Origin of the sequence: Sphingomonas sp. LR55, assembly GCF_036856015.1 — a bacterium.
Classification (GTDB): Bacteria; Pseudomonadota; Alphaproteobacteria; order Sphingomonadales; family Sphingomonadaceae; genus Sphingomonas.
Genome location: NZ_JASPFO010000001.1, coordinates 2249050 through 2270191 on the forward strand (window position 1 = coordinate 2249050; position 21142 = coordinate 2270191).

22 protein-coding genes and 2 pseudogenes are annotated in these 21142 nt (G+C 66.7%); 10 read left to right on the forward strand and 14 right to left on the reverse strand.

Annotation, left to right across the window (positions count from 1 at the left end):
- Window positions 1–29: 29 nt before the first annotated feature.
- The 13 genes and pseudogenes from QP181_RS10720 to thrS all read right to left on the reverse strand — a co-directional run bounded on the left by QP181_RS10720 (window position 30) and on the right by thrS (window position 12915).
- Entirely contained in the window at window positions 30–647 is a 618-nt protein-coding gene (locus QP181_RS10720; RefSeq protein WP_333928503.1) for a GNAT family N-acetyltransferase, read from the reverse strand.
- Window positions 599–1379, reverse strand: a pseudogene (locus QP181_RS10725) (LysR family transcriptional regulator). The gene QP181_RS10720 and the pseudogene QP181_RS10725 overlap by 49 nt, the downstream one beginning before the upstream one ends.
- 178 nt (window positions 1380–1557) lie before the next feature.
- The gene (gene apaG, locus QP181_RS10730) at window positions 1558–1956 is read right to left on the reverse strand and encodes a Co2+/Mg2+ efflux facilitator ApaG/CorD (RefSeq protein WP_333928504.1); all 399 of its coding nucleotides are present in this window, start codon (window positions 1954–1956) and stop codon (window positions 1558–1560) included.
- On the reverse strand, window positions 1953–2054 hold the full coding sequence (locus QP181_RS20225; RefSeq protein WP_522731690.1) for a PLP-dependent transferase: 102 nt from the start codon (window positions 2052–2054) through the stop codon (window positions 1953–1955). Before QP181_RS20225 ends, apaG begins: the two co-directional genes overlap by 4 nt.
- Entirely contained in the window at window positions 2011–3159 is a 1149-nt protein-coding gene (locus tag QP181_RS10735; RefSeq protein ID WP_522731694.1) for a trans-sulfuration enzyme family protein, read from the reverse strand. The genes QP181_RS20225 and QP181_RS10735 overlap by 44 nt, the downstream gene beginning before the upstream one ends.
- A gap of 74 nt (window positions 3160–3233) precedes the next feature.
- Window positions 3234–4331, reverse strand: a complete 1098-nt coding sequence (locus QP181_RS10740; RefSeq protein ID WP_332754966.1) for a glycosyltransferase family 2 protein — start codon at window positions 4329–4331, stop codon at window positions 3234–3236.
- A 7-nt stretch (window positions 4332–4338) separates the two neighbouring features.
- Complete coding sequence (leuB, locus tag QP181_RS10745) at window positions 4339–5385, reverse strand: 3-isopropylmalate dehydrogenase (RefSeq protein ID WP_333928505.1); 1047 nt, start codon at window positions 5383–5385, stop codon at window positions 4339–4341.
- A gap of 40 nt (window positions 5386–5425) precedes the next feature.
- Complete coding sequence (gene recO / locus QP181_RS10750) at window positions 5426–6157, reverse strand: DNA repair protein RecO (RefSeq protein WP_333928506.1); 732 nt, start codon at window positions 6155–6157, stop codon at window positions 5426–5428.
- 76 nt (window positions 6158–6233) lie between these two features.
- Window positions 6234–7148 (reverse strand): GNAT family N-acetyltransferase, encoded by a 915-nt coding sequence (locus tag QP181_RS10755; protein WP_333928507.1) that lies wholly within the window; start codon window positions 7146–7148, stop codon window positions 6234–6236.
- Window positions 7148–8125 (reverse strand): polysaccharide deacetylase family protein, encoded by a 978-nt coding sequence (locus QP181_RS10760; protein WP_333928508.1) that lies wholly within the window; start codon window positions 8123–8125, stop codon window positions 7148–7150. The genes QP181_RS10755 and QP181_RS10760 overlap by 1 nt, the downstream gene beginning before the upstream one ends.
- A gap of 84 nt (window positions 8126–8209) precedes the next feature.
- Window positions 8210–10133 (reverse strand): annotated as a pseudogene (gene uvrC / locus QP181_RS10765) (excinuclease ABC subunit UvrC).
- Between the two features lie 138 nt (window positions 10134–10271).
- Window positions 10272–10790, reverse strand: a complete 519-nt coding sequence (infC, locus tag QP181_RS10770) for a translation initiation factor IF-3 (protein WP_056051537.1) — start codon at window positions 10788–10790, stop codon at window positions 10272–10274.
- A gap of 136 nt (window positions 10791–10926) precedes the next feature.
- Window positions 10927–12915 (reverse strand): threonine--tRNA ligase, encoded by a 1989-nt coding sequence (thrS, locus tag QP181_RS10775; RefSeq protein ID WP_333928509.1) that lies wholly within the window; start codon window positions 12913–12915, stop codon window positions 10927–10929.
- A gap of 134 nt (window positions 12916–13049) precedes the next feature.
- Between thrS and QP181_RS10780 the strand changes: the two genes are divergently transcribed.
- A complete protein-coding gene (locus QP181_RS10780) occupies window positions 13050–13598 on the forward strand; it encodes a hypothetical protein (RefSeq protein ID WP_333928510.1) in 549 nt (182 codons plus the stop codon).
- A gap of 264 nt (window positions 13599–13862) precedes the next feature.
- Here QP181_RS10780 and QP181_RS10785 read toward each other — a convergent pair whose 3' ends face one another.
- On the reverse strand, window positions 13863–14678 hold the full coding sequence (locus QP181_RS10785; RefSeq protein WP_333928511.1) for an LD-carboxypeptidase: 816 nt from the start codon (window positions 14676–14678) through the stop codon (window positions 13863–13865).
- Between the two features lie 52 nt (window positions 14679–14730).
- Here QP181_RS10785 and QP181_RS10790 point away from each other — a divergent pair, with 52 nt between their 5' ends.
- The 9 genes from QP181_RS10790 to gloB all read left to right on the forward strand — a co-directional run bounded on the left by QP181_RS10790 (window position 14731) and on the right by gloB (window position 21129).
- On the forward strand, window positions 14731–16128 hold the full coding sequence (locus QP181_RS10790; RefSeq protein ID WP_333928512.1) for a UDP-N-acetylmuramate--L-alanine ligase: 1398 nt from the start codon (window positions 14731–14733) through the stop codon (window positions 16126–16128).
- A gap of 24 nt (window positions 16129–16152) precedes the next feature.
- Window positions 16153–16407 (forward strand): DUF6356 family protein, encoded by a 255-nt coding sequence (locus QP181_RS10795; RefSeq protein WP_333928513.1) that lies wholly within the window; start codon window positions 16153–16155, stop codon window positions 16405–16407.
- A 228-nt stretch (window positions 16408–16635) separates the two neighbouring features.
- Window positions 16636–17040, forward strand: a complete 405-nt coding sequence (locus QP181_RS10800; RefSeq protein ID WP_132735803.1) for a hypothetical protein — start codon at window positions 16636–16638, stop codon at window positions 17038–17040.
- Window positions 17037–17246 carry a helix-turn-helix transcriptional regulator gene (locus tag QP181_RS10805; protein ID WP_132735806.1) on the forward strand — a complete coding sequence of 70 codons (210 nt, stop codon included), beginning with the start codon at window positions 17037–17039 and terminating at the stop codon, window positions 17244–17246. The genes QP181_RS10800 and QP181_RS10805 overlap by 4 nt, the downstream gene beginning before the upstream one ends.
- Before the next feature lie 228 nt (window positions 17247–17474).
- Window positions 17475–18182, forward strand: a complete 708-nt coding sequence (locus QP181_RS10810; RefSeq protein WP_333928515.1) for an alpha/beta fold hydrolase — start codon at window positions 17475–17477, stop codon at window positions 18180–18182.
- A gap of 21 nt (window positions 18183–18203) precedes the next feature.
- Window positions 18204–18968 (forward strand): alpha/beta fold hydrolase, encoded by a 765-nt coding sequence (locus QP181_RS10815; protein ID WP_277984488.1) that lies wholly within the window; start codon window positions 18204–18206, stop codon window positions 18966–18968.
- A gap of 103 nt (window positions 18969–19071) precedes the next feature.
- On the forward strand, window positions 19072–19785 hold the full coding sequence (locus QP181_RS10820) for a tetratricopeptide repeat protein (protein ID WP_333928516.1): 714 nt from the start codon (window positions 19072–19074) through the stop codon (window positions 19783–19785).
- A 194-nt stretch (window positions 19786–19979) separates the two neighbouring features.
- Window positions 19980–20396 carry a VOC family protein gene (locus tag QP181_RS10825; protein ID WP_333928517.1) on the forward strand — a complete coding sequence of 139 codons (417 nt, stop codon included), beginning with the start codon at window positions 19980–19982 and terminating at the stop codon, window positions 20394–20396.
- 7 nt (window positions 20397–20403) lie between these two features.
- Window positions 20404–21129, forward strand: coding sequence for a hydroxyacylglutathione hydrolase (gene gloB / locus QP181_RS10830; protein ID WP_333928518.1), 726 nt, complete (start codon window positions 20404–20406; stop codon window positions 21127–21129).
- The last annotated feature ends 13 nt before the right edge of the window (window positions 21130–21142 follow it).

Below are 21142 nucleotides of genomic sequence, written 5' to 3' on the forward strand. Positions count from 1 at the left end.
GGTGGATATCAGTACGGGGCGTATCGGCGCTAAGCCCTCCCAGCCGCCTGCCAACTATCCGCGCAGAGCCCGTAGATCAGGCTGTCACGCAGACCCAAATGCGTCTCCCATTCGTCGCGCAACAGCCGTTCACGGCGAAAGCCCAGCCGCTCCAACAACAAGATCGACGCGGTATTCTCGGTATCCGCGTCGGCGAACACGCGACTCCGCCCCTCCGCGAACAACCGGTCGATCACGGCCGACACCGCCTCGCGCGCGATTCCCCGCCCCCAGGCCTCTCGCGCGAGGATGAAGCCGATCTCCGTCACCCCTGCCCCATCGGCCTCGCTCCCCGAGACCCAGCCGATCGCGCGATCGTCGCCGGTGCGGGTGATCGCCCAGGTGCGTTGGTTGCCGGGGGCGGCTTCCTCGGCGAGATAGCTGCGGACGTCGTCGACGCTGCCGAGAGGGCCATCTGCGGAATACGCCATCAGTTCTGCATCAGCGAGCATCGGGTGCAACGCGGTCGCGTCGCCCTCAACAAGCGGCCGCAAGCGCAGCCGCCGTGTCTTGAGGACCGGAGATACTCCAGCGCGACGTGGTCTCCGTCCAGGCTGTCTCACGCGGTGAGGGCATCCACGAGCGCGCGGACCTTCTTCTGGCGCCACTGCGGGAGCGGGGCTACCAGCCAATACCCCCTTCGACGGCTGCGACTCGCCAATCAGCCGCACGCGGGCCTGCGCAAGATCGCGCCGCGCCAGCAGTTCGGGGACGGTCGCGCGACCGAGCCCCGCCGCCGCCGCGTCGATCGCGAGCCCGGCGTCGGTAACGCGGACCAGCGCTACGCCGTCCTCACCGGACCATGCGATCGTGGCTTCGCTATCCGTGCCGGGCTTGGCGATCGTCACCATGCCCTCCGACTCGAGCGCCTCGCCCTCGTGCTCGCCCGGGCCATCGCCCCAGCGGATCGCGAGATCGAGATTGGCTTCGGTGAAGTCGACATTCTCGTCCGCGGTGATCAGCACGAAGCGAAGTTCGGGATCCGCCTCGGCGATCTGCGCGAGCCGAGGCATCAGCCACTTCTCGGTCAGGTCGCGCGGCGCGGCGATCGTCAGCGATTTCGACGACTGACCCGCCTGCATCGCGCGCACGGCTTCCTCGAACTGGAGGAACCCACCGCGGAGCGCGCCTAGACCGGCTTCCGCCTCGGGCGTCAGTTCGAGCCCGCGTGTGGTACGGCGGAACAGGACGACGCCAAGCGTATCTTCCAGCGCGCGAATCTGCTGACCCACCGCCGCCGGCGTCACCGCCAGCTCGTCCGCAGCACGCGTAAACGACAGATGCCGCGCCGCCGCGTCGAGTACGCGCAGGCCGTTGAGCGGGAGATGCGTGCGCTTCATTGGGTTCGCCCCTTTGCCAGCAGCTTCACCCCAACCGTCATCCCAGCGAAAGCTAAGATATTCATGGGGCGGGCATGACGACCGCCAACGGGGATACCCCAGCTTTCGCTGGGGTGACGGAATGAGGTCAGGCAACGGAGATCTTCGAAGCGCGCGCTTCTAATGATTGCACGGCGCATCAATTGAGCACCGCGGGGGCGAAGAGCGAGAAGCGGGGAATCTCGACGTCGAAGATGGCGCCATCTTCGCGGACCATGCGGTAATTGCCCTGCATCGCGCCCGACGGCGTCGCGAGCGGACAGCCCGAGACATAATCGAAGCTCGCGCCGGGCTCGATCACCGGCTGTTCGCCGACCACGCCTTCACCCTCGACCGAATGGCGCGCGCCGCGGCCGTCGGTGATCACCCAGTGGCGGGTGAGCAGCTGGACGGTCTCGGTGCCCTCGTTCTCGAGTCGGATGTGATAGGCCCAGAACCAGCGGCCGCGCTCGGGCTCCGACTGCTCGGGTAGGTAGCTGACCGACACGCGCACCGTCACCCCATCGGTCGTCGCCGCGTTGGGGAACAGCGCCTTCATAGACCGGCCTGCCTTAGGGCCTGATCGAGGTCTTCGATCACGTCCTGCGCGTCCTCAAGCCCGACGTTGATCCGAAGCAGCCCTTCGGTCACGCCCATCTCGATTTGCTTGTCGGGCGAGACGCTCGCGTGCGTGGTCGACGCAGGATGCGTCATCAGCGAGCGCGAGATCGCCGATGTTGTTCGAGATATCGACCAACTCCAGCGCGTCGAGCAGTGCGTGTGCCTGTTCGCGACCCTCGACCTCGAACGCGAAGATCGGTCCGCACGCGTCCATCTGCCGCATCGCCAATTCGTGCTGCGGATGGCTCGGCAGGAAGGGGTGCAGCACGCGGGGTACGCGGCCTTCGAGGAATTGCCCGACCTTCATCGCGTTCTCGGACTGGCGATGGATGCGCAGATCGAGCGTTTCGAGGCCCTTGAGGACTACCCACGCGTTGAACGGCGACAGCGTCGGGCCGGTGTTGCGCGTGAATGGCAGCAGCGTGTTGGTGATGAAATCCTCGGTCCCACAGACCGCGCCGGCGAGCACGCGGCCCTGCCCGTCCATCATCTTGGTCGCGCTGTAGGCGGTGACGTCCGCGCCGAACTCCATCGGCCGCTGCAAGGCCGGCGTCGCAAAGGCGTTGTCGACCACGGTCGTGATCCCGCGCTCACGCGCGATGTCGCAGATCGCCTTGAGGTCGGCGATGTCCATCGTCGGGTTGGCGGGCGTCTCGAAGAAGAACACCTTCGTCTCGGGGCGGACCGCGTCGAGGAACGCCTGCGGATCGCGCGCATCGACGATCGTCGTGGCGATCCCGAACTTCGGCAGCAGCGTGTCCGTGAGCCAGCGGCACGAGCCGAACGCCGCGCGGCCGCCGACGAGGTGATCGCCGGTCTGGAGCTGGCACAGCAGCGCCGCGGTCATCGCCGCCATGCCGGTCGCCATCGTCCGGCACGCCTCGGCGCCTTCCAGCAGCGCGATCCGCTCCTCGAGCATCTGCACGGTCGGGTTCTGGAGGCGGGAATAGGTCATTCCCTCCTGCTCGCCGGCAAAGCGCGCCGCGGCGTCGCCTGCCTTGTCGTAGCAATAGCCCGAGGTGAGGAACAACGCCTCCGACGTCTCGCCATATTCGCTGCGGGCGGTGCCGCCGCGGATGGCGCGCGTCGCGGGACGCCAATTCTGGGTGATCGAACGATCCTGGCCGGTCTTGCGCTTCATGCGCGCCGCTTTGCCGGTGGGGAGCCGGGATGACAAGCCTTGCGGGTGCGAGAAGAGCGGGTCGAGTGCCTCGCTTAGTACCGGCCCCAGGTGAATTTCGAGGACAGCGCGTAGTTCCACACTGCGCCGACCAGCACGCCGATCAGCGCAGAGGCGGCCCAGGCGCCGTCGCGCATCTCGTACAGGAACGCGGCGATGCCGACATTGGCGACCGCGCCGACCGAGCAGATCACCGCGAACGACACCCAGCCATCGACCAGTTGCCGCCAGCCCTTCAAGCGCCGGTCGCGATAGGTCAGCGCATTGTTGAGGAAGAAGTTGAACGTGAGCGCGGCAAGCGTCGCGACGATCTCGCCGACCAAGAAGTGCGTGCCGAACCCGACGAACAACGCGGTCAGCACCGCCATGTGGATGCCGACACCGAGCACGCCGATCGCGGAGAACATCGCAAACCGCACCGGCACGACCCGTCCGAACATCCGGTCGTAGATCGCGATCAGATATTCCATCGCGACGACGTGATCGAGCTTGCTTTCGCCCTCGGTGCGGCAGCGGAAGGTGTAGGGCACTTCGACGAAGCGCAGCGGCGTGGGCGAGGCGGTGAGCAGGTCGAGCAGGATCTTGAAGCCGATCGCGGACAGCGACGGCGCGAGGCGGCGGACGATGTCGGTGCGGATCATGAAGAAGCCGCTCATCGGATCGTTGAGATCGCATTTCAGCACGCGGCGCGACATCCGGGTGGCGAGCGCCGACTTGGCGACGCGGTCGCTGTCCCACTCGCCCGTGCAGCCGCCGCTGACGAAGCGCGAGCCGATCGCTACGTCGGTCTCGCTGTCCTTCAACAGGTCGAGCATCGCCGGCAGCAACGTCTCGTCGTGCTGGAGGTCTCCGTCGATCACCGCGACGACCGGCGCCGCCGTCGCGCACATCCCCTCGATGCACGCCGACGACAGCCCGCGTCGACCGATCCGCTGGATCACGCGCACCCGCTTGTCGAGGCGGGCGATCTCGCGCGCGGCGTCGGCGGTGCCGTCGGGACTGTCGTCGTCGACGAAGATCGCCTCCCAGTTACGCCCGGCCAGGGCCTGATCGAGCTTGGCGATCAACGTCGGGACGTTGGCCTTCTCGTTGAACGTCGGGATGACGATCGCAAGTTCGAGAAGGTCGGCGATCACAGGCTCAGCCGAGTTCGGCGAGAACGGCGTCGCCCATCGCCGAGGTCGACAGCGTGCCGCCGAGGTCAGGCGTGCGCGCGCCCTTCAGGATCGCCGCGGCGACCGCTGCCTCGATCCGGTCGGCCGCTTCGGGCAGATCGAGCGAGTGGCGCAGCATCATCGCCGCGGACAGGATCGCCGCGCACGGATTGGCCTTGCCCTGCCCGGCGATATCGGGTGCGCTCCCATGAATCGGCTCGTACATGCCCTTGTTAGAGTCGTTCAGCGCGGCGGACGGCAGCATGCCGATCGAGCCTGCGCACATCGACGCCTCGTCGGACAGGATGTCGCCGAACAGATTGCCTGTGACGATCACGTCGAACTGGCCGGGGTTGCGCACCATCTGCATCGCCGCGTTGTCGACGTACATGTGGCTGAGTTCGATATCGGGATAGTCAGCCGAGATCTCGATCACGACGTCGCGCCAGAGTTGCGAGGTTTCGAGGACGTTGGCCTTATCGACCGAGAGCAGCTTGCCCTTCCGGGTGCGTGCGGTCTCGAAGCCGACGCGGGCGATGCGTGCGATCTCGGTCTCGTCGTAGCGCATCTCGTCATGGCCTTCGCGCAGGCCGTCGGCGGTGGTGCGGATACCCTTCGCGCCGAAATACACGTCGCCGGTCAGTTCGCGGACGATGACCATGTCGATCGACCGGGCGATCTCGGGGCGAAGCGCGGATGCGTCCTCAAGGCCGGCGAACAGTTTCGCAGGACGCAGGTTAGCGAACAGGCCGAGGTCCTTGCGCAAGCCGAGAATGGCTTGCTCGGGGCGGAACTGGCGTTCGAGCGCATCGCAGTCAGGATCGCCGACCGCACCGAACAGGATCGCATCGGCACGGCGGGCGAGGTCGAGCGTCTCGGGCGGCAGCGGATGACCCGCGGCCTTGTACGCGGCGCCGCCGACGAGGCCCTCTTCGTAGCTGAGGCCGATGCCGAGCGTATCGAGCACCCGCCGCGCTTCTGCGGTGACTTCGGGTCCGATGCCGTCGCCGGCCAGTATCGCGATCAAGGGCATGTACGTTCCTCCTGCGCGGCCCTTGCCGGGCGGTGCACGCTCACGCAACCGCCCTTTTCAGTCGATCGACCAGCCGGTCGCGCGCTGCCAACGGATCGGCGCGACGGTCGACGAGGATGTCGCGCGCCAGGAAATGACCGGTCAGGCGCAGGCCGTCGAAGATGTCCGGCCACGCAGCTTCGCCACCGGTGAGAAGGAAGGGCGGCAATCTGAGCAGCTTGGCCTCATAGCCGAACGCCGCCCCGCGCGAGACCGCCGCGCCGCTCTTGGGGCTGACGAAGCCGAGATCCTCATCGATTCCGCTCGCGACGCAGCGGTCGAGATCAAGGCCGAAGCCGAGTTCGGCCAGCACCAATAATTCGTACCGGACCAGCGCCGCCGCCCAGCCGCGCGCCGATGGTGCTGCCTCGATCGCGCTGAGCACGCCTTCGAGCGCATCGTGGATGTGCGGATAAGGCTGCGCTTCGGGCAGCGCGGCGGCGGCCAGCGCGGTGGCCCATTCGAGTGCGCCCGCCGCCAGCGGCTCACCGTGCATCTGCGCGCGGCTATGGATCAGCTCGGCGGTCAGCGAGGCGAGTTGCTCGCCGGTCCGCGCCCGCCATTCGCCCTGGATGACGTTCGCCTGGAGCAGCACCGGCCGCATCGCGCGCGACCGTCCGCCGCGGACATAACCGGGCTGGACACCGTCGTTGCGGGTCAGCGCCCGCACGATCGCACCATGCTCGCCATGCTGGCGGACGGCAACGACGATGGCGGCTGCGCGGAGGTGCATGCAGGTCCTATACCCCGCTCCGCATGGGAGAGGGTAAAAGGTCTCCACCCCTCTCTCCCTCAGGATGGGGAGACGATCAGCGGCGGATCTTCTTTGCGAGCGTGGCCAAGGCCGGATGCGTTGCAGCGCGTTTGGCCGTCGCGATCACACGGTCGAACGTCTGCAGCGCCATCACCGTTACGCGGTTCGCCAGCGTTGGCCGCAACAGCAGCACATCGACGCACGCCGTCCCCCCGGTCGAGAATTGCCGCTTGTGCTGGCCTTCGCCCTCGGTGAAGTCGAACCGTGCGAACCGCTTCTCCGCGAACAGCGCGCGCAACGCCTCGACCTGCAAAACCGCGCCCGGCGACAGGTCGTTATGCGCCGGATCATGCCCGACATAGGTGTAACACAGCGAGTCGCCGTCGGCGGTGCAGCACAGATACGCGACCGGCAGGCCTGCGATGAACGCCAGCCAGGCACGCACCCTGTCCTGCGCCGCGAGCGACTTGAGATGACGCACCGAAGCCACATCGCCGGGCAGTCCCGATCCGAGCAGCTTCTCCTGATACGTCGTCGCCGACACCGCGCGGGCGAGCGGGTGGAAGTCGGCGAACGCCGCTACATCGTGATAGCGCCGGATATCGAGCACGCCGCCATTCGCTGCGGCGAGCTTCTTCGCCTTGCGCTTGATCCCCGACCTTGCGCTGCCGGACAATCCCGCGAGCCACGCCGCCTCCCCCGCCGCAAGATCGATATGATACCGCACATAGTGCTGCCGAACGAACGCGAGCAGGCCGTGGCGATCGAGACCGGCGAGCATCAGTTCGGGCAACGACGTCACCAGATATCCATCGGCATCGTCGGGCAGCGGCGGCAAGATCGTTGGCGTGGCCGCGAGCACCGCGTCGAGCGAAAACGACACGCGCACCAGGTGCCGGGGAATGGTCGCGAGGGTCCGGGCGCCGATCTGGAACTTCAGTGGCAGGCGGCGAACCGCACCATCTGCCACTACAGCCCGCGCGATCGCGGCCGTTCCTCGACCCAGTTCGACCAGAGCTGTTCGGCCTGCCGCCAGCGGGTCCGCAACTGATCGGGCGCGAGCGGCGTATCCGCGCGGTCGAGCGCGAGCGGCGGCCGATCCGCGAAATGATGCGTCGGCAACACTTCGCGCATCTCCGACAGCATCCCGCACAACGCCGTGAAGCGCCGCACATGGACCGCGTTGGGCCGCGTACCGCTCCGGTTCGCCAGTTCGAAACCGTGGCTGACGATCGTCACCACCGCATGCCCCGACACCGCGGCATGCTCCAGCGCGTCATAGGTCTCGCCAGCCGAGAGCGCGCAGAGCTGGAAGGTCCGGATCTTGTCTCGCCGATCCTCTATCACGGTGACGGGGACTTCGATCACGCCCTTGTCCTGCGCACGGCGGACCGGGGAGATCTGCTGCGCAGGCAGCGAGATGCGGCTCGTTCCCGGAGCCTGCGAGCCGTTATGGCTGCTGTCGTAGCTGAACCCGAGTGCCGCAAGCGCGGTCAACGTGTCGTCGTTGGCGGCATAGCTGCCGGCGCGGAAGGCGATCGGATGCGGTGCTCCTGCCGCGACCAGCAATTCGGTGGCGCGCACGAGCAGATCGGTCTGCTCGGCCAGGCTATAGTCGAACAGCGAGAACCGGTCGTGCGCGGCGCCGCGGTCGCCGGCTTTCGCGGTCGTCCAGTTGGGATGGAGATGAAGCTGGACCTCCTGCCCCGCGGCGAGGATCGTCTCGATCATGCGACGGATAGGGGCGAGACCGAAGGTGATGCCGGGCATCGGATCGACAAAGAAACACGCTTTCAGATCGTGCCGCGCGAGTTCGCCCAGTTGATAGGCTAGCCCGACGCCGGCCGGCTCAAGCGACCGCGCGTAAATCGCGTCGCAGTCGAGCCCGGCGACGTGATGCCGCCACGCGAACTCCGTATCAATAGTCAGGAAGACGGGCGTGGTCACTGCGCCCTCTCTATCCGAGGATAATGAAGATCAGGTTTCGTTTCCTTACGATCGCAGGCCGCGAGCGTCGCCGACTGCCACCGATCAGCGCGAATGGTAGAAATCATACACCTGTTGCGCGACGCCGGCAGACACGCCGGGCGCCTGTTGCAGATCCTGCAAGCTGGCATTGCGGACCGCGCGGCCGGTGCCGAAGTGCATCAGCAGCGCCTTCTTCCGCGCCGGACCGATGCCGGGGACCTCGTCGAGCGGGCTGGCGCCGATCGCCTTGCTCCGCTTGTCGCGGTGGACGCCGATCGCGAAGCGGTGGACCTCGTCGCGGAGGCGCTGGAGGTAGAACAGGACCGGCGCGTTGACGGGGAGCTGGAACTCGCGACCATCGAGCATGTGGAACACCTCGCGACCATCGCGGCCGTGTTCCGGCCCCTTGGCGATCCCGACCAGGCACACGTCCTCGACGCCGATCTCCTCGAGCGCGGCCTTGACCGTATTAAGCTGGCCCTTGCCGCCGTCGATGAGCACCAGATCCGGCCAGTCGCCTGAGTCACGATCGGGGTCTTCGGCCTGCGCGCGCGAGAAGCGGCGGGTGAAGACCTCGCGCATCATCGCGAAATCATCGCCCGGCGCGGTATCCTTGTTCTTGATGTTAAACTTTCGATACTGGCCTTTCCGAAAGCCCTCAGGCCCGGCAACGACCATTGCGCCGGTCGCCGCGGTGCCCTGGATATGGCTGTTGTCGTAGATCTCGATCCGCTGCGGCGGCTCGGGGAGATCGAACAGGTCGGCGACTTCACGCAGGAGTTTCGCCTGTGTCGTCGATTCGGCCTGGCGCCGCTCGATCGCCTCGACCGCGTTGCGCGTGGCCTGGTCCATCAGGCGGCGGCGATCGCCGCGCTGCGGGACCTGGATCGCGACCTTGTAGCCAGCGCGTTCGCCCAACGCCTCGACCAGCAGCGCGCCCTCCGGCAATTCGCGGTCGAGCAGGATCTGCTTCGGCGGCGGCACGTCCTCGTAGAACTGGCCGAGGAAGCTGGTCAGCACCTCGTCCTCGGGGACGTCGTTGGTGTGCTGCGGGAAGAAGCTGCGATGGCCCCAGTTCTGGCCGCCGCGGATGAAGAACGCCTGGATGCCGATCAGCCCGTCCTTGCACGCCATCGCGAAGATGTCGGCGTCGCCCACGCCCTCCGCATTGATCGCCTGCGTGCCCTGGATGAAGGTGAGCGCACGGAGACGATCGCGGAGCAAAGCCGCGAGTTCGAAGTCCATGTTCTCCGCGGCGGCCTGCATCTGCGCGCCGAGCTTGGCCTGCACGCCGGTCGACTTACCGCCTAGGAACGCCTTCGCATCCTCGGTCAGTTCCCGGTACGCGGTCTCGTCGATCCGGCCGACGCACGGCGCCGAGCACCGCTTGATCTGGTACAACAGACATGGCCGATCGCGGGTCTTGAAGAAGCTGTCGGTGCAACTGCGCAGGAGGAAAAGCTTCTGGAGCGCGTTGAGCGTGTTATTGACCGACCCGGCGCTGGCGAACGGCCCGTAGTAATTGCCCTTCGCCCGGCGCGCGCCGCGGTGTTTCTGGACGCGCGGGAAGGCGTGGTCGTCGCGCAGAAGGATGAACGGGAAGCTCTTATCGTCGCGCAGCAGCACGTTGTAGGCGGGGCGGTAGCGCTTGATGAGCTGCGATTCGAGCAGCAGTGCCTCGGCCTCGTTGTTGGTCGTTACGATCGTCATCGACCGCGTCTGCGACACCATCCGCTGGAGGCGTTTGGTGAGCCGCTCGACCTGGACATAGTTCGCAACGCGGTTCCGGACGCGCGCGCCTTGCCGACGTACAGCACGTCGCCGCGCGCGTCCTGCATGCGGTAGACGCCGGGGCGGATCGGCAGCGTGTCGAGCACGTTGCGGATCGCGGCCACGCCCGCCGCGAGATCGGGGCCTCCCCGCCGCCCCGGACGGCGAAGGTGGATTTGTCTTCGTTGAAACGGTCGGGGGAATTGGGAGCGGACATCGACTGGAATCTAGGGGCTGGGTGGCGGTTCCGCTACCGCCCGGACGCACGGGAGCGGTGCAGACACGAAAAAGGCCGGTCCGACCCCTGTCGAACCGGCCCCATAGCCTGCGCACCCTGATGGGTGACGGTGCAGCCTTACTTCGGTGCGAGCACCATCAGCATCTGGCGGCCTTCCATGCGCGGATACGCCTCGATCTTGGCGATCTCCGCAACGTCGTCCTGGACGCGCTTCAACAAATTCATGCCGAGCTGCCCATGGCTGAGTTCGCGACCGCGAAAGCGCAGCGTGATCTTGACCTTGTCGCCCTCGCCGATGAAGTCGTTCACCTTCTTCATCTTCGTGTCGTAGTCATGGTCGTCGATGTTCGGACGCATCTTGATCTCCTTGATCTCCTGCGTCTTCTGCGACTTGCGTGCGAGGTTCGCCTTCTTCTGCGCCTCGTACTTGAACTTGCCGACATCGAGGAACTTGGCGACGGGCGGATCGGCGTTAGGCGACACCTCGACCAGGTCGAGGCCATGCTCGGCTGCCTGCTCGATCGCTTCGCGCGTGTACATCACGCCCAGATTCTCGCCCTCGTGATCGATCACGCGGACCTTCTGGCTCTGGATGAATTCGTTGAATCGCGGGCCGTTCATCGCGGGCGTCTGCATCGGCCGGCGTATCGTGGGAGGACGTATGGGGGTTGCTCCTGAAGTTTCAGACAATATTTGGGCCGGCGTATAGCGCAGAAACGCGCGCCCGAACAGATGGCGAATAGCCGGCCCACCCAAGATCAATTAGGCTGGATCACATATCGGGTGCGCGTGCCTCGACCGCAAGACGCGCGATCGCCTCGTCGAGCGTCAGGATGGTTTGTGCCTGGCTGCCGAGCGTGCGCAGCGCGACCTTGCCCTCCTCGGCCTCGCGCTTGCCGACGACCAGCAGGTTCGGTACCTTCGCGAGGCTGTGCTCGCGCACCTTGTAGTTGATCTTCTCGTTGCGGAGATCGGTCTCGACGCGGATCCCGGCAGCCTTCAGCTTGGCCGCGACCTCGGCGGCATAGTCGTCGGCATCCGACACGATCGTCGCGACGACCGCCTGCACCGGCGCGAGCCAGAGCGGGAAACGTCCGGCATGATGCTCAATCAGGATGCCGAGGAAGCGCTCGAACGTGCCGAGAATCGCGCGGTGAAGCATGACCGGGCGATGCCGCTCGCCGTCCGCGCCGACATACGACGCGTCGAGTCGCTCGGGCAGCACATAATCGAGCTGCAACGTCCCGCACTGCCACGTCCGGCCGATCGCGTCGGTCAGGTGGAATTCGAGCTTCGGTCCGTAGAACGCCCCCTCGCCCGGCAGCTCCTCGAACTGGAAGCGATCCTCCATCAGCCCGGCAAGCGTCAATGCCTCGCGCAGATCGCCTTCGGCGCGGTCCCACAGCGCGTCGTCGCCGGCGCGATTATCGGGACGCAACGCAAGCTTCACCATGTAGTCGGCAAACCCCAGGTCGCGGTACACCGCGTCGAGCAACTCGCAGAACGCGCGCGTCTCGGCGACGATCTGCTCGGGCGTGCAGAAGATGTGCGCGTCGTCCTGCGTGAACTGGCGGACGCGCATGATGCCGTGCAGCGCGCCGTGCGGCTCGTTGCGGTGGCAGCAGCCGAACTCGGCAAGCCGCAGCGGCAGGTCGCGGTACGACTTGATCCCTTGGCGGAAGACCTGGACGTGCGCAGGGCAGTTCATCGGCTTCAACGCCATCAGGTCGCCCTTGCCGGTCAGCACGGGGGCGTTCGGATCAATTCCGGGCACCTCGTCGGGGACCACGAACATGTTCTCGCGGAACTTGCCCCAATGGCCCGACGCCTCCCAAAGCTTGGCGTCCATCAGCTGCGGCGTCTTGATCTCGGCATAGCCGGCGGCGTCGAGCTTGCGGCGCATATACGCCTCGAGCTGCCGCCACATCACCCAGCCCTTGGGATGCCAGAACACCGAGCCCTGCGCTTCGGACTGGAGATGGAACAGGTCCATTTCCTGCGCGATGCGGCGATGGTCGCGCTTGGCCGCCTCCTCGATCCGCAGCAGATGCGCGTCGAGCTGCTTCTTGTTGAGCCAGCCGGTGCCGTAGATGCGAGACAGCATCGCGTTCTTCTGGTCGCCACGCCAATAGGCGCCCGACACGCGCGTCAGCTTGAACGCGGCGGGGTCGAGCTTGCCGGTCGACGCCATGTGCGGCCCGCGGCACATGTCGAGCCACTCGCCCTGGCGATAGATCGTCAGTTCCTCGCCCTCGGGCAGTTCGGCGGCCCATTCGGCCTTGAAGCTCTCGCCTTGCTGCGTCCAGCGATCGATCAGCTGCTGGCGCGACCAGACCTCGCGCAGGAACGGCTCGTTCCGGGCGATGATCGCGCGCATCTCGGCTTCGATCGCGGGCAGGTCCTCGTCGGTGAACGGGCGATCCTTCGGCGCGAAGTCGTAGTAGAAGCCGTCGTCGGTGGCAGGGCCAAAGGTGATCTGCGTACCGGGGAAGAGGTGCTGTACCGCTTCGGCCATGACGTGCGCGAGATCGTGGCGGACGAGTTCGAGCGCATCCGCCTCGTCGCGCGCGGTCACCAGCGCGAGTGCGGTATCGCCCTCGAACGGCCGGTTGAGATCGCGCACCTGCCCGTCGATGCGCGCGGCGAGCGCGGCCTTGGCGAGGCCCGGGCCGATCGCCGCGGCGACATCCGCGGGGGTAGTCCCGGGCGCAACCTCGCGGACGGAACCGTCGGGCAGCGTGATTCGGAACATTGCAGACATGGGAGACTTTCTCTCGGGATGACATGCGCGGACCGATCCGCGCACGGCGTGTATATAAGACGATACGCGCACAGGGCTACTCCAGACGGACATGCGCCGGATTGGGGAGTGGCTGGGCGGTTTGGGAGAATGCGATGCTGGGTGTGTTGATGATGCTGTCCGCTGCTGCGGGTCCTGCTGCAACATGCGCGCCGACGCGGTTGGCGGCGTGCCGGGATACGAACCGGCTGATCGTGACGCCGGCCTTCACGGCTGCGATCCGGCGGTTCATCGGCAAGCGCAAGGCATCGTATCTTTATGCGAACGGCGACGTTGCCGATCAGCAGATCGAGGTGCTGCACGGGCCACCCGACGAACCGACGCGGATCGGGGCGCTGTACCGCTTCACCGCGTGCCGAGCGCATAGTTGTCCTGAGAAGGGCGCAGCGGTGCTCGACACTGCCGGGACAATCGTGGCGTTGGCGATCCTGTATTCGCCGTGTGCGACGGCGGACACGCGCGACTGCAACCGGCGCGACGATCTGGTCGTGTTCATGCGCGAGCGGGATCGGTTGCAGCGGGTCGAGGTGGTGGCGGATCTGCGCGCCTGGGCGGTAGAGCAGGCGGCGGAGAGCTATACGGTGCCGGGGCAGCCGAAGGTGCGGTTCGGGGGGATGCAGGTGATCGATCCGACGGCGAGGTGAAACGCCAGCGCTCGGCGTTCTCGCTCAGCCCCTCCGTCATCCCAGCGAAAGCTGGGATCTCCCGGTTCGAGCCGCGACATACGCCAACGGGGATACCCCAGCTTTCGCTGGGGTGACGGTAGAGAGGGTGGGACGGTCGGGCGGGGTTGACGGTCGGGCGGGGTTGACGGTCGGGCGGGGTTGACGGTCGGGGGGATGACGGTCGAAGCCGGGCACGGACGGGACTTCCTCGCCGCCCTCGCAGCCGCCGCTAGCCAGACCCTCTCAAACCACCCCGAACGGCACCACGCGGTTCGCCTGCGTGTGGCCGATCTCCGCCCGCCCGAGATACGGCACACCCATGTCACGCGACCAGCGGACCATCATGTAATCCAGCGTTTCGCCCCATGGCGGATCGTTCTCCTGCACCGCGGTCACCGCGCCGAGCCGCAACCCCGCGATACCCTTCAACTGCGTGGCGTTGGCGACTTTGAAGAGCATGCGGTCGATCGCGTACATCGGCTCCGACACCTCCTCGACGATCAGGACGTGGTCGGTGAGATCGGGCAGCCACGGTGTGCCGATCAGCGAGGTCAGGATGCTGAGGTTGAACGCCGCTGAAGGACGCCCATCCAGCCCAGGCTCAAGTCCCTCGCGATCGCCGTGCACCATCCAGCCGAGCGACCGCGCGACCGTCGCCTCGCCGTCATGCCGGTTGATGTCGCTGACCATCGGCCCATGGACCGGTCGGCCGATCCTGCGGGCGTAGAGTGCGCCGAGGAGGAAGCCGACGTCGGAATAGCCGAGATACGTCTTGTGACGCGCCGCGCGGCCGAGTTCGGGCATGACCATCGCGAGGATGCGGTTCGCGCCATAGCCGCCGCGCAGGAACCAGAGCGCGTCGAACGCCGGATCGTTGGCGTATTCGAGAAACGCAGCCGCGCGGCGAAAGTCGGAGCCCGCGAAATGGCCGTCGGTCTCCAAGCATTGCGGATGGAAGACGAGTTCGACCTCAGGAAACGCAGTCGCCGCGTAAGCGGTCATTTTTGCAATTGCCGCGGGATTGGTCCGGCTCGACGCGGCGAGGACACCGATGCGCATTGTTCGTGTTCCCGACCTTGCCCCGTTACCAAACCGCCCATATCGCGACGGCATGGATATCAGCAAACCCTGTTTCTTCGTCGGCATTGGTGGCTCGGGCATGATGCCGCTCGCGATGATCCTCGCGGGCCGCGGTGCGACCGTCGCGGGCTCGGACCGCAACCTCGACCAGGGCCGCGTGCCCGCCAAGTTCGACGACCTTGCCGCCAAAGGCGTCGCGCTGTTCCCGCAGGACGGCAGCGGGATCGTATCGGCGGACCAGCTCGTCATCGCCTCCGCTGCGATCGAGGCGAGCGTGCCCGACATGATCGCGGCGGAGGCGCTCGGCTGCACCCGCTCGACCCGCGCGGCGATGCTGGCGTCGCTGTTCAACGACAGCCGGTTGCCGATCGGTGTCGCGGGCACCAGCGGCAAGTCGACCGTGACGGGCATGATCGGCTGGATATTGCATGCAGTCGGGCGCGATCCGACGGTGATGAACGGCGCGGTGATGAAGAACTTCGCCACCCCCGACGCGCCGTTCGCCAGTGCGCTGGTCGGAGAGGGCGAGACGTTCGTCAGCGAGGTCGACGAGAGCGATGGATCGATCGCCGGCTATGCGCCGAAGATTGCGGTGCTGAACAATGTCAGCCTCGACCACAAGTCGCTCGAGGAACTGCGCGTACTGTTCGGGGACTTTCTCGCGAAGGCCGAGACGGCGGTGGTGAACGCCAACGATCCCGACGCCGCGGCGCTCGCCTCACGCCTGCCGCGCGGCCAGGTGACGACGTTCGCAATCGATGCGTCGGCCGATCTGCGCGCCGAGAACCTCAAGCCCGAGCCGTTCGCGATCCGCTTCGATCTCGTGTCGCGCGGCGTGCGGACGCCGGTGAAGCTGGCGGTCCCCGGCCGCCACAACGTGTCGAACGCGCTCGCCGCGATCGGGGCGGCAATGGCGGCGGATGTTTCGCTGTCCGATGCGGTCAAGGCGATCGCCGGGTTCACGGGCCTGCGGCGACGCTTCGATCTGGTCGGCGAGGCCGGCGGGGTCTCGGTGATCGACGATTTCGGGCACAACCCGGACAAGATCGCCGCGACGCTCGACACGCTTCACGCGTTTCCCGGTCGGCTGCTGCTGTTGTTCCAGCCGCATGGCTATGGCCCGCTGAAGGTGATGGGCCGCGAACTCGTCGCCACGTTCGTCGAGCGGATGGCCGAAGACGACGTGCTCGTGCTCCCCGAACCCGCCTATTATGGCGGCACGGTCGCGCGGGAAGTCACTAGCGCCGACATCGTCGCGCAGATCGTCGCGGGTGGCCGCGACGCGCGACACATCGCCGACCGCGCGGAGGCGACTGCCGCGCTGGTGGCCGAGGCAAGGCCGGGCGACCGGATCGTCGTGATGGGCGCGCGTGACGACACGCTGAGCGTGCTGGCGGCGGGCATGGTCGACGCCTTGGCTGCCGCCTGATATAGAGCAAGCAGGAGACTGCCGATGTTCCGCCGCCTGTTCCTCGACCACCCCGCCACCGTCGGCGAGAGCTATGCCGGGCATTTCGGCGTCGCCGGACGCTTCGGGCTGACGATGATCAAGGGCGGGCTCGGCGCGCTGGTCCATGCGTTCGTGCCGGCGCTGTGCAAGACGCGCGGGAGCGAGACGGTCGCCGAATTGCACCGCCAGATGATCGAGAAGCGCGGCGCAGTCGCGGCGGATCAGACGCAGATGAAGACGGTCGAATTCATCATCTGACACGCGGCGCGAGGTCGCCCCAATGATCCACCCCCGCAAGGGGGAGGTGGCTGGCGTTTGACAGACGGATGGGGAGGCCAGCGCCAACCTCGGTTCCGTGTCCTCCCCCTCCGTCACCTTCGGTGCCACCTCCCCTGGCGGGGAGGATCGAGATGACCTGTAAAGCGTCATTGACTCCTACATCTACCAGTGACAAGCTTCCTTTACTGATTCGAAAGGACGCTTTCCATGCTCACGAATCCCGCCATTCGCCGTTACAACCGCCGTGTCATGCTGCTCAGTCTCGTCTACGCAGCCTTGTTGTTCGCGACGATCTATCTATTCGTACATGGCTCGGTGCACGGACCGATCGCCTATGTCGCGGCGCTGCTGCCGGCCCTGCCGCTGATCGGCATCTTCCTCGTGCTCGGCCGCTATATCGTCGAGGAGACCGACGAATATCTGCGTATGCTGATGATCCGCCAGTCGCTGGTCGCGAGCGGGTTCATGCTGAGCGTCATGACCGCATGGGGATTTCTCGAAGGCTTCGGGCTGGTGCCGCACATCCCCGCTTATTACGCGGCAGTGCTGTGGTTCGCCGGGCTGTGGATCGGCTGGGGCTATAATATCGTGACGATGCGCCGCGAAGCATGAAGAACCGCTTGAAAGTTTTGCGTGCCGAGCGCGACTGGAGCCAGGGCGACTTGGCCGAGCGCCTCGAAGTCTCGCGGCAGAGCGTCAATGCGATCGAGACGGGACGCTACGATCCGTCGCTGCCGCTCGCGTTCAAGATCGCCGAACTGTTCGACCTCGCCATCGAGGATATCTTCACCAGCCCGTCGAAGGAGCCTGTGACATGATCTCGCATCTCAAAGCTCGGCTTGCCGCCACCGCCGTCACGCTGATGATCGTCCTGCATCCGGGCGCGAGCCATGCGCAGGCTGCCCCCGGCACAGCGCATGCTTCGGTCGAAACGACGATGCCGCACATCTCCGTTCGGACTGTCGGCCCAGTGCAGAAGGTCGCCAAGGGCACGCCGGTGATCCTCATTCCCGGCCTCTCCTCGCCGCGCGGTGTGGGACGGCGTGGTGCCGACGCTCGCCAAGACGCATCGAGTGTATGTCGTGCAGGTCAACGGCTTCGGCGGGGACGATCCGCGCGCGAACCTGTCGCCCGGTATTCTCGACGGGATCGTCGCCGATCTCCACACGCTGATCACCCAGTCGAAGCTCGACAAGCCCGCCATCGTCGGCCACTCGATGGGCGGCCTGGTCGCGCTGATGCTCGCCAAGACTCACCCGGACGCGGTCGGTAAGCTGATGATCGTCGATTCGCTCCCGTATATCGGCGAAATCTTTGCGCCCGGTGCCACCGTGGCGGCGCTCGAACCGCAGGCCAAGGCGATGCGCGCGGGCATGGCCGCCGCGTACGGCAAGCCGGCAAACGTGGCGGCGAACGAAGCGCTTGCCGCGCGCATGGCGCTGAAGCCCGCATCGCGCACGACCGTTGCCGATTGGGCGGCCAAGGCGGACGCGCGCGTCTCGGCGCAGGCGATGTACGAGGATCTGACCACCGACCTGCGTCCCGCCATGGCGTCGATCGCGGCGCCGATCACGCTGGTCTATCCGTGGAACGCGGTGGGGCCGACCAAGCCGGTTGCCGACGCGCTCTATCGGAAAGCCTATGCCACTGCGCCGCACGTCACCTTCGTCGATATCCGCGATGCGGCGCATTTCGTGATGCTCGATCAGCCTGTCGCGTTCCAGGCTGCATTGGACGACTTTCTCCGTCCGTGACGCGCGGCTAAGGATGGCGGCATGACCGATATCGCCCCCGCCGCCGCCACCGCCGCCGAGACGCCTCCCGCCAAGGAGCGCCCTCGCCTCGCTTATCATCATAGCCCCGGTACCGGGCCGACGCTCGTGTTCCTGTCGGGCTATGCGTCGGACATGGCGGGGACCAAGGCAGTGACGCTGGAGGCCTGGGCGAAGTCCGAGGGCCGCGCCTTCCTGCGGTTCGACTATGGCGGCTGCGGGCAAAGCGAGGGCGCGTTCGAGGACCAGACCCTGGTCGACTGGCGCGACGACGTGCTGGCGATGATCGATGCTCTTGTGGAGGAGTCCGCGATCCTCGTCGGATCGTCGATGGGCGGTTGGCTGATGCTGCTCGCGGCGAAGATGCGCCCTGACCTGGTCAAGGGACTGGTCGGCGTTGCGCCCGCGCCCGACTTCACCGACTGGGGCTTCACCACCGACGAGAAGATGGCGTTGCTGAGCAACGGGCGGATCGAGCGGAAGAACCCCTATGGCCCGGAGCCGACTGTCTACACCCGCGCCTTCTGGTCGTCGGGCGAGGCGAACCGGCTGATGTTCGGCGAGATCGCGTTCGATGGCCCGGTCCGACTGGTCCAGGGCCAGCGCGATCCGGACGTGCCGTGGCAGCGGACCGCGCGGCTGGCCGAGTTGTTGCGTTCAGCCGATGTGCAGACATGGCTGGTCAAGGACGGCGATCACCGCCTGTCGCGCGATAGCGACATTACCCTCATCATCCGGGCGGTCGAGGATGTGATCGCCGCGCTATGATCCTTACCCTGCTTCTCGCCGTCGCCCCGATCCAGGGGCCTTCCGCCAAGGCGAGTGTGCCGCAAGCCGGTCCGGCAGACGTCCAGGAGGGTCGCTTCCGTCGGTGCGTCGCGCTGGCTGGCACCGATCCGGGCGCGGCACACGCGGAAGCGGGGCGCTGGCGAATTTCGGGGGCCGGTATTTCGCACGGGAATGTGCGGGGATCGCGTTTGCGGCCGAGAAGAACTGGCCGTCGGCGGCCGGCGAGTTCGAAGACGCGGCGCGCGAAGCGCAGATCGCCAAGGACACTCGGTCGGGAAATTATTGGGCGCAGGCCGGGAATGCATGGCTCGCCGCCGCGCAGCCAGCCAAGGCGCGCACAGCGCTGGATTCGGCGCTGACGGCGGGGACCTTGACCGGATTACCGCTGGGTGAGGCGCAGCTCGACCATGCGCGCGCGCTGGTGGCGACGGGGGATTTGGAATCCGCGCGGACCGATATCGATCTGGCGCTGACCAATGCGGCGGACGATCCGCTGGCGTGGCTGTTGTCGGCGACGCTGGCGCGGCGCGAGGGGAACCCGGTGCGGGCGAAGAAGGATATCGGCGAGGCGCTGAAGCGCTCGGCGGACGATGCCTCGGTGCAGCTGGAGGCGGGGAACATCGCGGCGATGGCCGGCGACGAGACCGCGGCGCGGGAGGCCTGGGGACAGGCGGCGCGGCTGGCGCCGGATACGCCGGTGGGGCGGAGCGCGGTCACGGCGTTGCGGCAGTTCGATACGGGAGGCACCGCTCCTCGTCCCAGCGCGCCGAACAGCGGCGCTCCGATCGGCCGCTAGCGCCACCACCCCGGCGGAGGCCGGGGCCCAGTTGGAAAGGTGGTTGTAACGAAGCGCCGTCCTCAATTAGCAACGTCCCCCACCTGGGCCCCGGCCTTCGCCGGGGTGGTGGCTTTATGCCCTCCATCACTTGCGGCCCTTTCCCCCACGGCCCCCATCCCTATCTGCTTCTCCGAACAACCCTCGGAGCAAGCATGAAATACCTCCACACGATGATCCGCGTGAGCGACCCGGCGGAGACGATCGCGTTCTTCGAACTGCTGGGGCTGAAGGAGGTCCGGCGCATGGAGAACGAGAAAGGTCGGTTCACGCTGATCTTCCTGTCGGTGCCGGGCGACGAGGGCGCCGAGGTCGAGCTGACGCACAATTGGGATCCGGAAGAGTATGGCGAAGGCCGCAATTTCGGGCATCTCGCCTACCGCGTCGACAATATCTACGACACCTGCCAGCGGCTCCACGATGCCGGCGTGACGATCAACCGGCCACCGCGCGACGGCCACATGGCGTTCGTCCGGACCCCCGACAACATCTCGATCGAGCTGTTGCAGGCGAACGGCGCGCTCGATCCCGCCGAGCCGTGGGCGTCGATGCCGAACACCGGCAAGTGGTGAACCGCTGATGCTCGATATCGTCCGCGTGCCGGTGCTTTCCGACAATTATGCCTGGCTGATCCACGACACCGTCTCGGGCGAGACGGTGGTAGTTGATCCGGGCGAGGCGGGGCCGGTGATCGCCGCGGCCAAGATGCGCGACTGGCGGATCGACCGGGTGTGGACGACGCACTGGCATCCCGATCATACCGGCGGCAATGCCGAGATGAAGGCCTATGGCGCGACGATCGTCGGCCCGGCGGCGGAGGCGGACAAGATCCCAACACTCGACGAGCAGGTCGGCGAAGGCGATGTCGTGCGGATCGGCGACCATGCAGCGACCGTGATGACGGTGCCGGGGCATACGCAGGGACATATCGCGTTCCACTTCGCCGACGATGCGGCGATCTTCACTGGGGATACGCTGTTCGCGATGGGCTGTGGGCGGCTGTTCGAGGGGACGCCGGCGGATATGTTCGCGAACATGCAGCGCTATGCGGTGCTGCCGGACGAGACCGAGGTGTTCTGCGGGCATGAATATACGCAGAGCAACGGGCGCTATGCGCTGGTCGCCGAGCCGGACAATGCCGACATCGTCGCGCGTATGGTCGAGGTGGATGCGGCGCGCGCCGAGGGTGAGCCCACGGTACCGACGACGATCGGGCTCGAGCGCGCGACCAATCCGTTCTTGCGGGTGACATCTGTCGAGCAGCTTGCCGCGTATCGTGCGGCGAAGGATGATTTTCGCGGGTAATCGGCGTAGGAGG

Excerpts from the sequence above, each read along its gene's own strand:
- apaG (WP_333928504.1), bottom strand. The coding sequence starts at position 1,956 with ATGAAGGCGCTGTTCCCCAACGCGGCGACGACCGATGGGGTGACGGTG.
- QP181_RS20225 (WP_522731690.1), bottom strand. The coding sequence starts at position 2,054 with ATGGGCGTGACCGAAGGGCTGCTTCGGATCAACGTCGGGCTTGAGGAC.
- QP181_RS10735 (WP_522731694.1), bottom strand. The coding sequence starts at position 3,159 with ATGAAGCGCAAGACCGGCCAGGATCGTTCGATCACCCAGAATTGGCGT.
- leuB (WP_333928505.1), bottom strand. The coding sequence starts at position 5,385 with ATGCCCTTGATCGCGATACTGGCCGGCGACGGCATCGGACCCGAAGTC.
- recO (WP_333928506.1), bottom strand. The coding sequence starts at position 6,157 with ATGCACCTCCGCGCAGCCGCCATCGTCGTTGCCGTCCGCCAGCATGGC.
- infC (WP_056051537.1), bottom strand. The coding sequence starts at position 10,790 with ATGCAGACGCCCGCGATGAACGGCCCGCGATTCAACGAATTCATCCAG.
- thrS (WP_333928509.1), bottom strand. The coding sequence starts at position 12,915 with ATGTCTGCAATGTTCCGAATCACGCTGCCCGACGGTTCCGTCCGCGAG.
- QP181_RS10780 (WP_333928510.1), top strand. The coding sequence starts at position 13,050 with ATGCTGGGTGTGTTGATGATGCTGTCCGCTGCTGCGGGTCCTGCTGCA.
- QP181_RS10785 (WP_333928511.1), bottom strand. The coding sequence starts at position 14,678 with ATGCGCATCGGTGTCCTCGCCGCGTCGAGCCGGACCAATCCCGCGGCA.
- QP181_RS10790 (WP_333928512.1), top strand. The coding sequence starts at position 14,731 with ATGGATATCAGCAAACCCTGTTTCTTCGTCGGCATTGGTGGCTCGGGC.
- QP181_RS10795 (WP_333928513.1), top strand. The coding sequence starts at position 16,153 with ATGTTCCGCCGCCTGTTCCTCGACCACCCCGCCACCGTCGGCGAGAGC.
- QP181_RS10800 (WP_132735803.1), top strand. The coding sequence starts at position 16,636 with ATGCTCACGAATCCCGCCATTCGCCGTTACAACCGCCGTGTCATGCTG.
- QP181_RS10805 (WP_132735806.1), top strand. The coding sequence starts at position 17,037 with ATGAAGAACCGCTTGAAAGTTTTGCGTGCCGAGCGCGACTGGAGCCAG.
- QP181_RS10815 (WP_277984488.1), top strand. The coding sequence starts at position 18,204 with ATGACCGATATCGCCCCCGCCGCCGCCACCGCCGCCGAGACGCCTCCC.
- QP181_RS10825 (WP_333928517.1), top strand. The coding sequence starts at position 19,980 with ATGAAATACCTCCACACGATGATCCGCGTGAGCGACCCGGCGGAGACG.
- gloB (WP_333928518.1), top strand. The coding sequence starts at position 20,404 with ATGCTCGATATCGTCCGCGTGCCGGTGCTTTCCGACAATTATGCCTGG.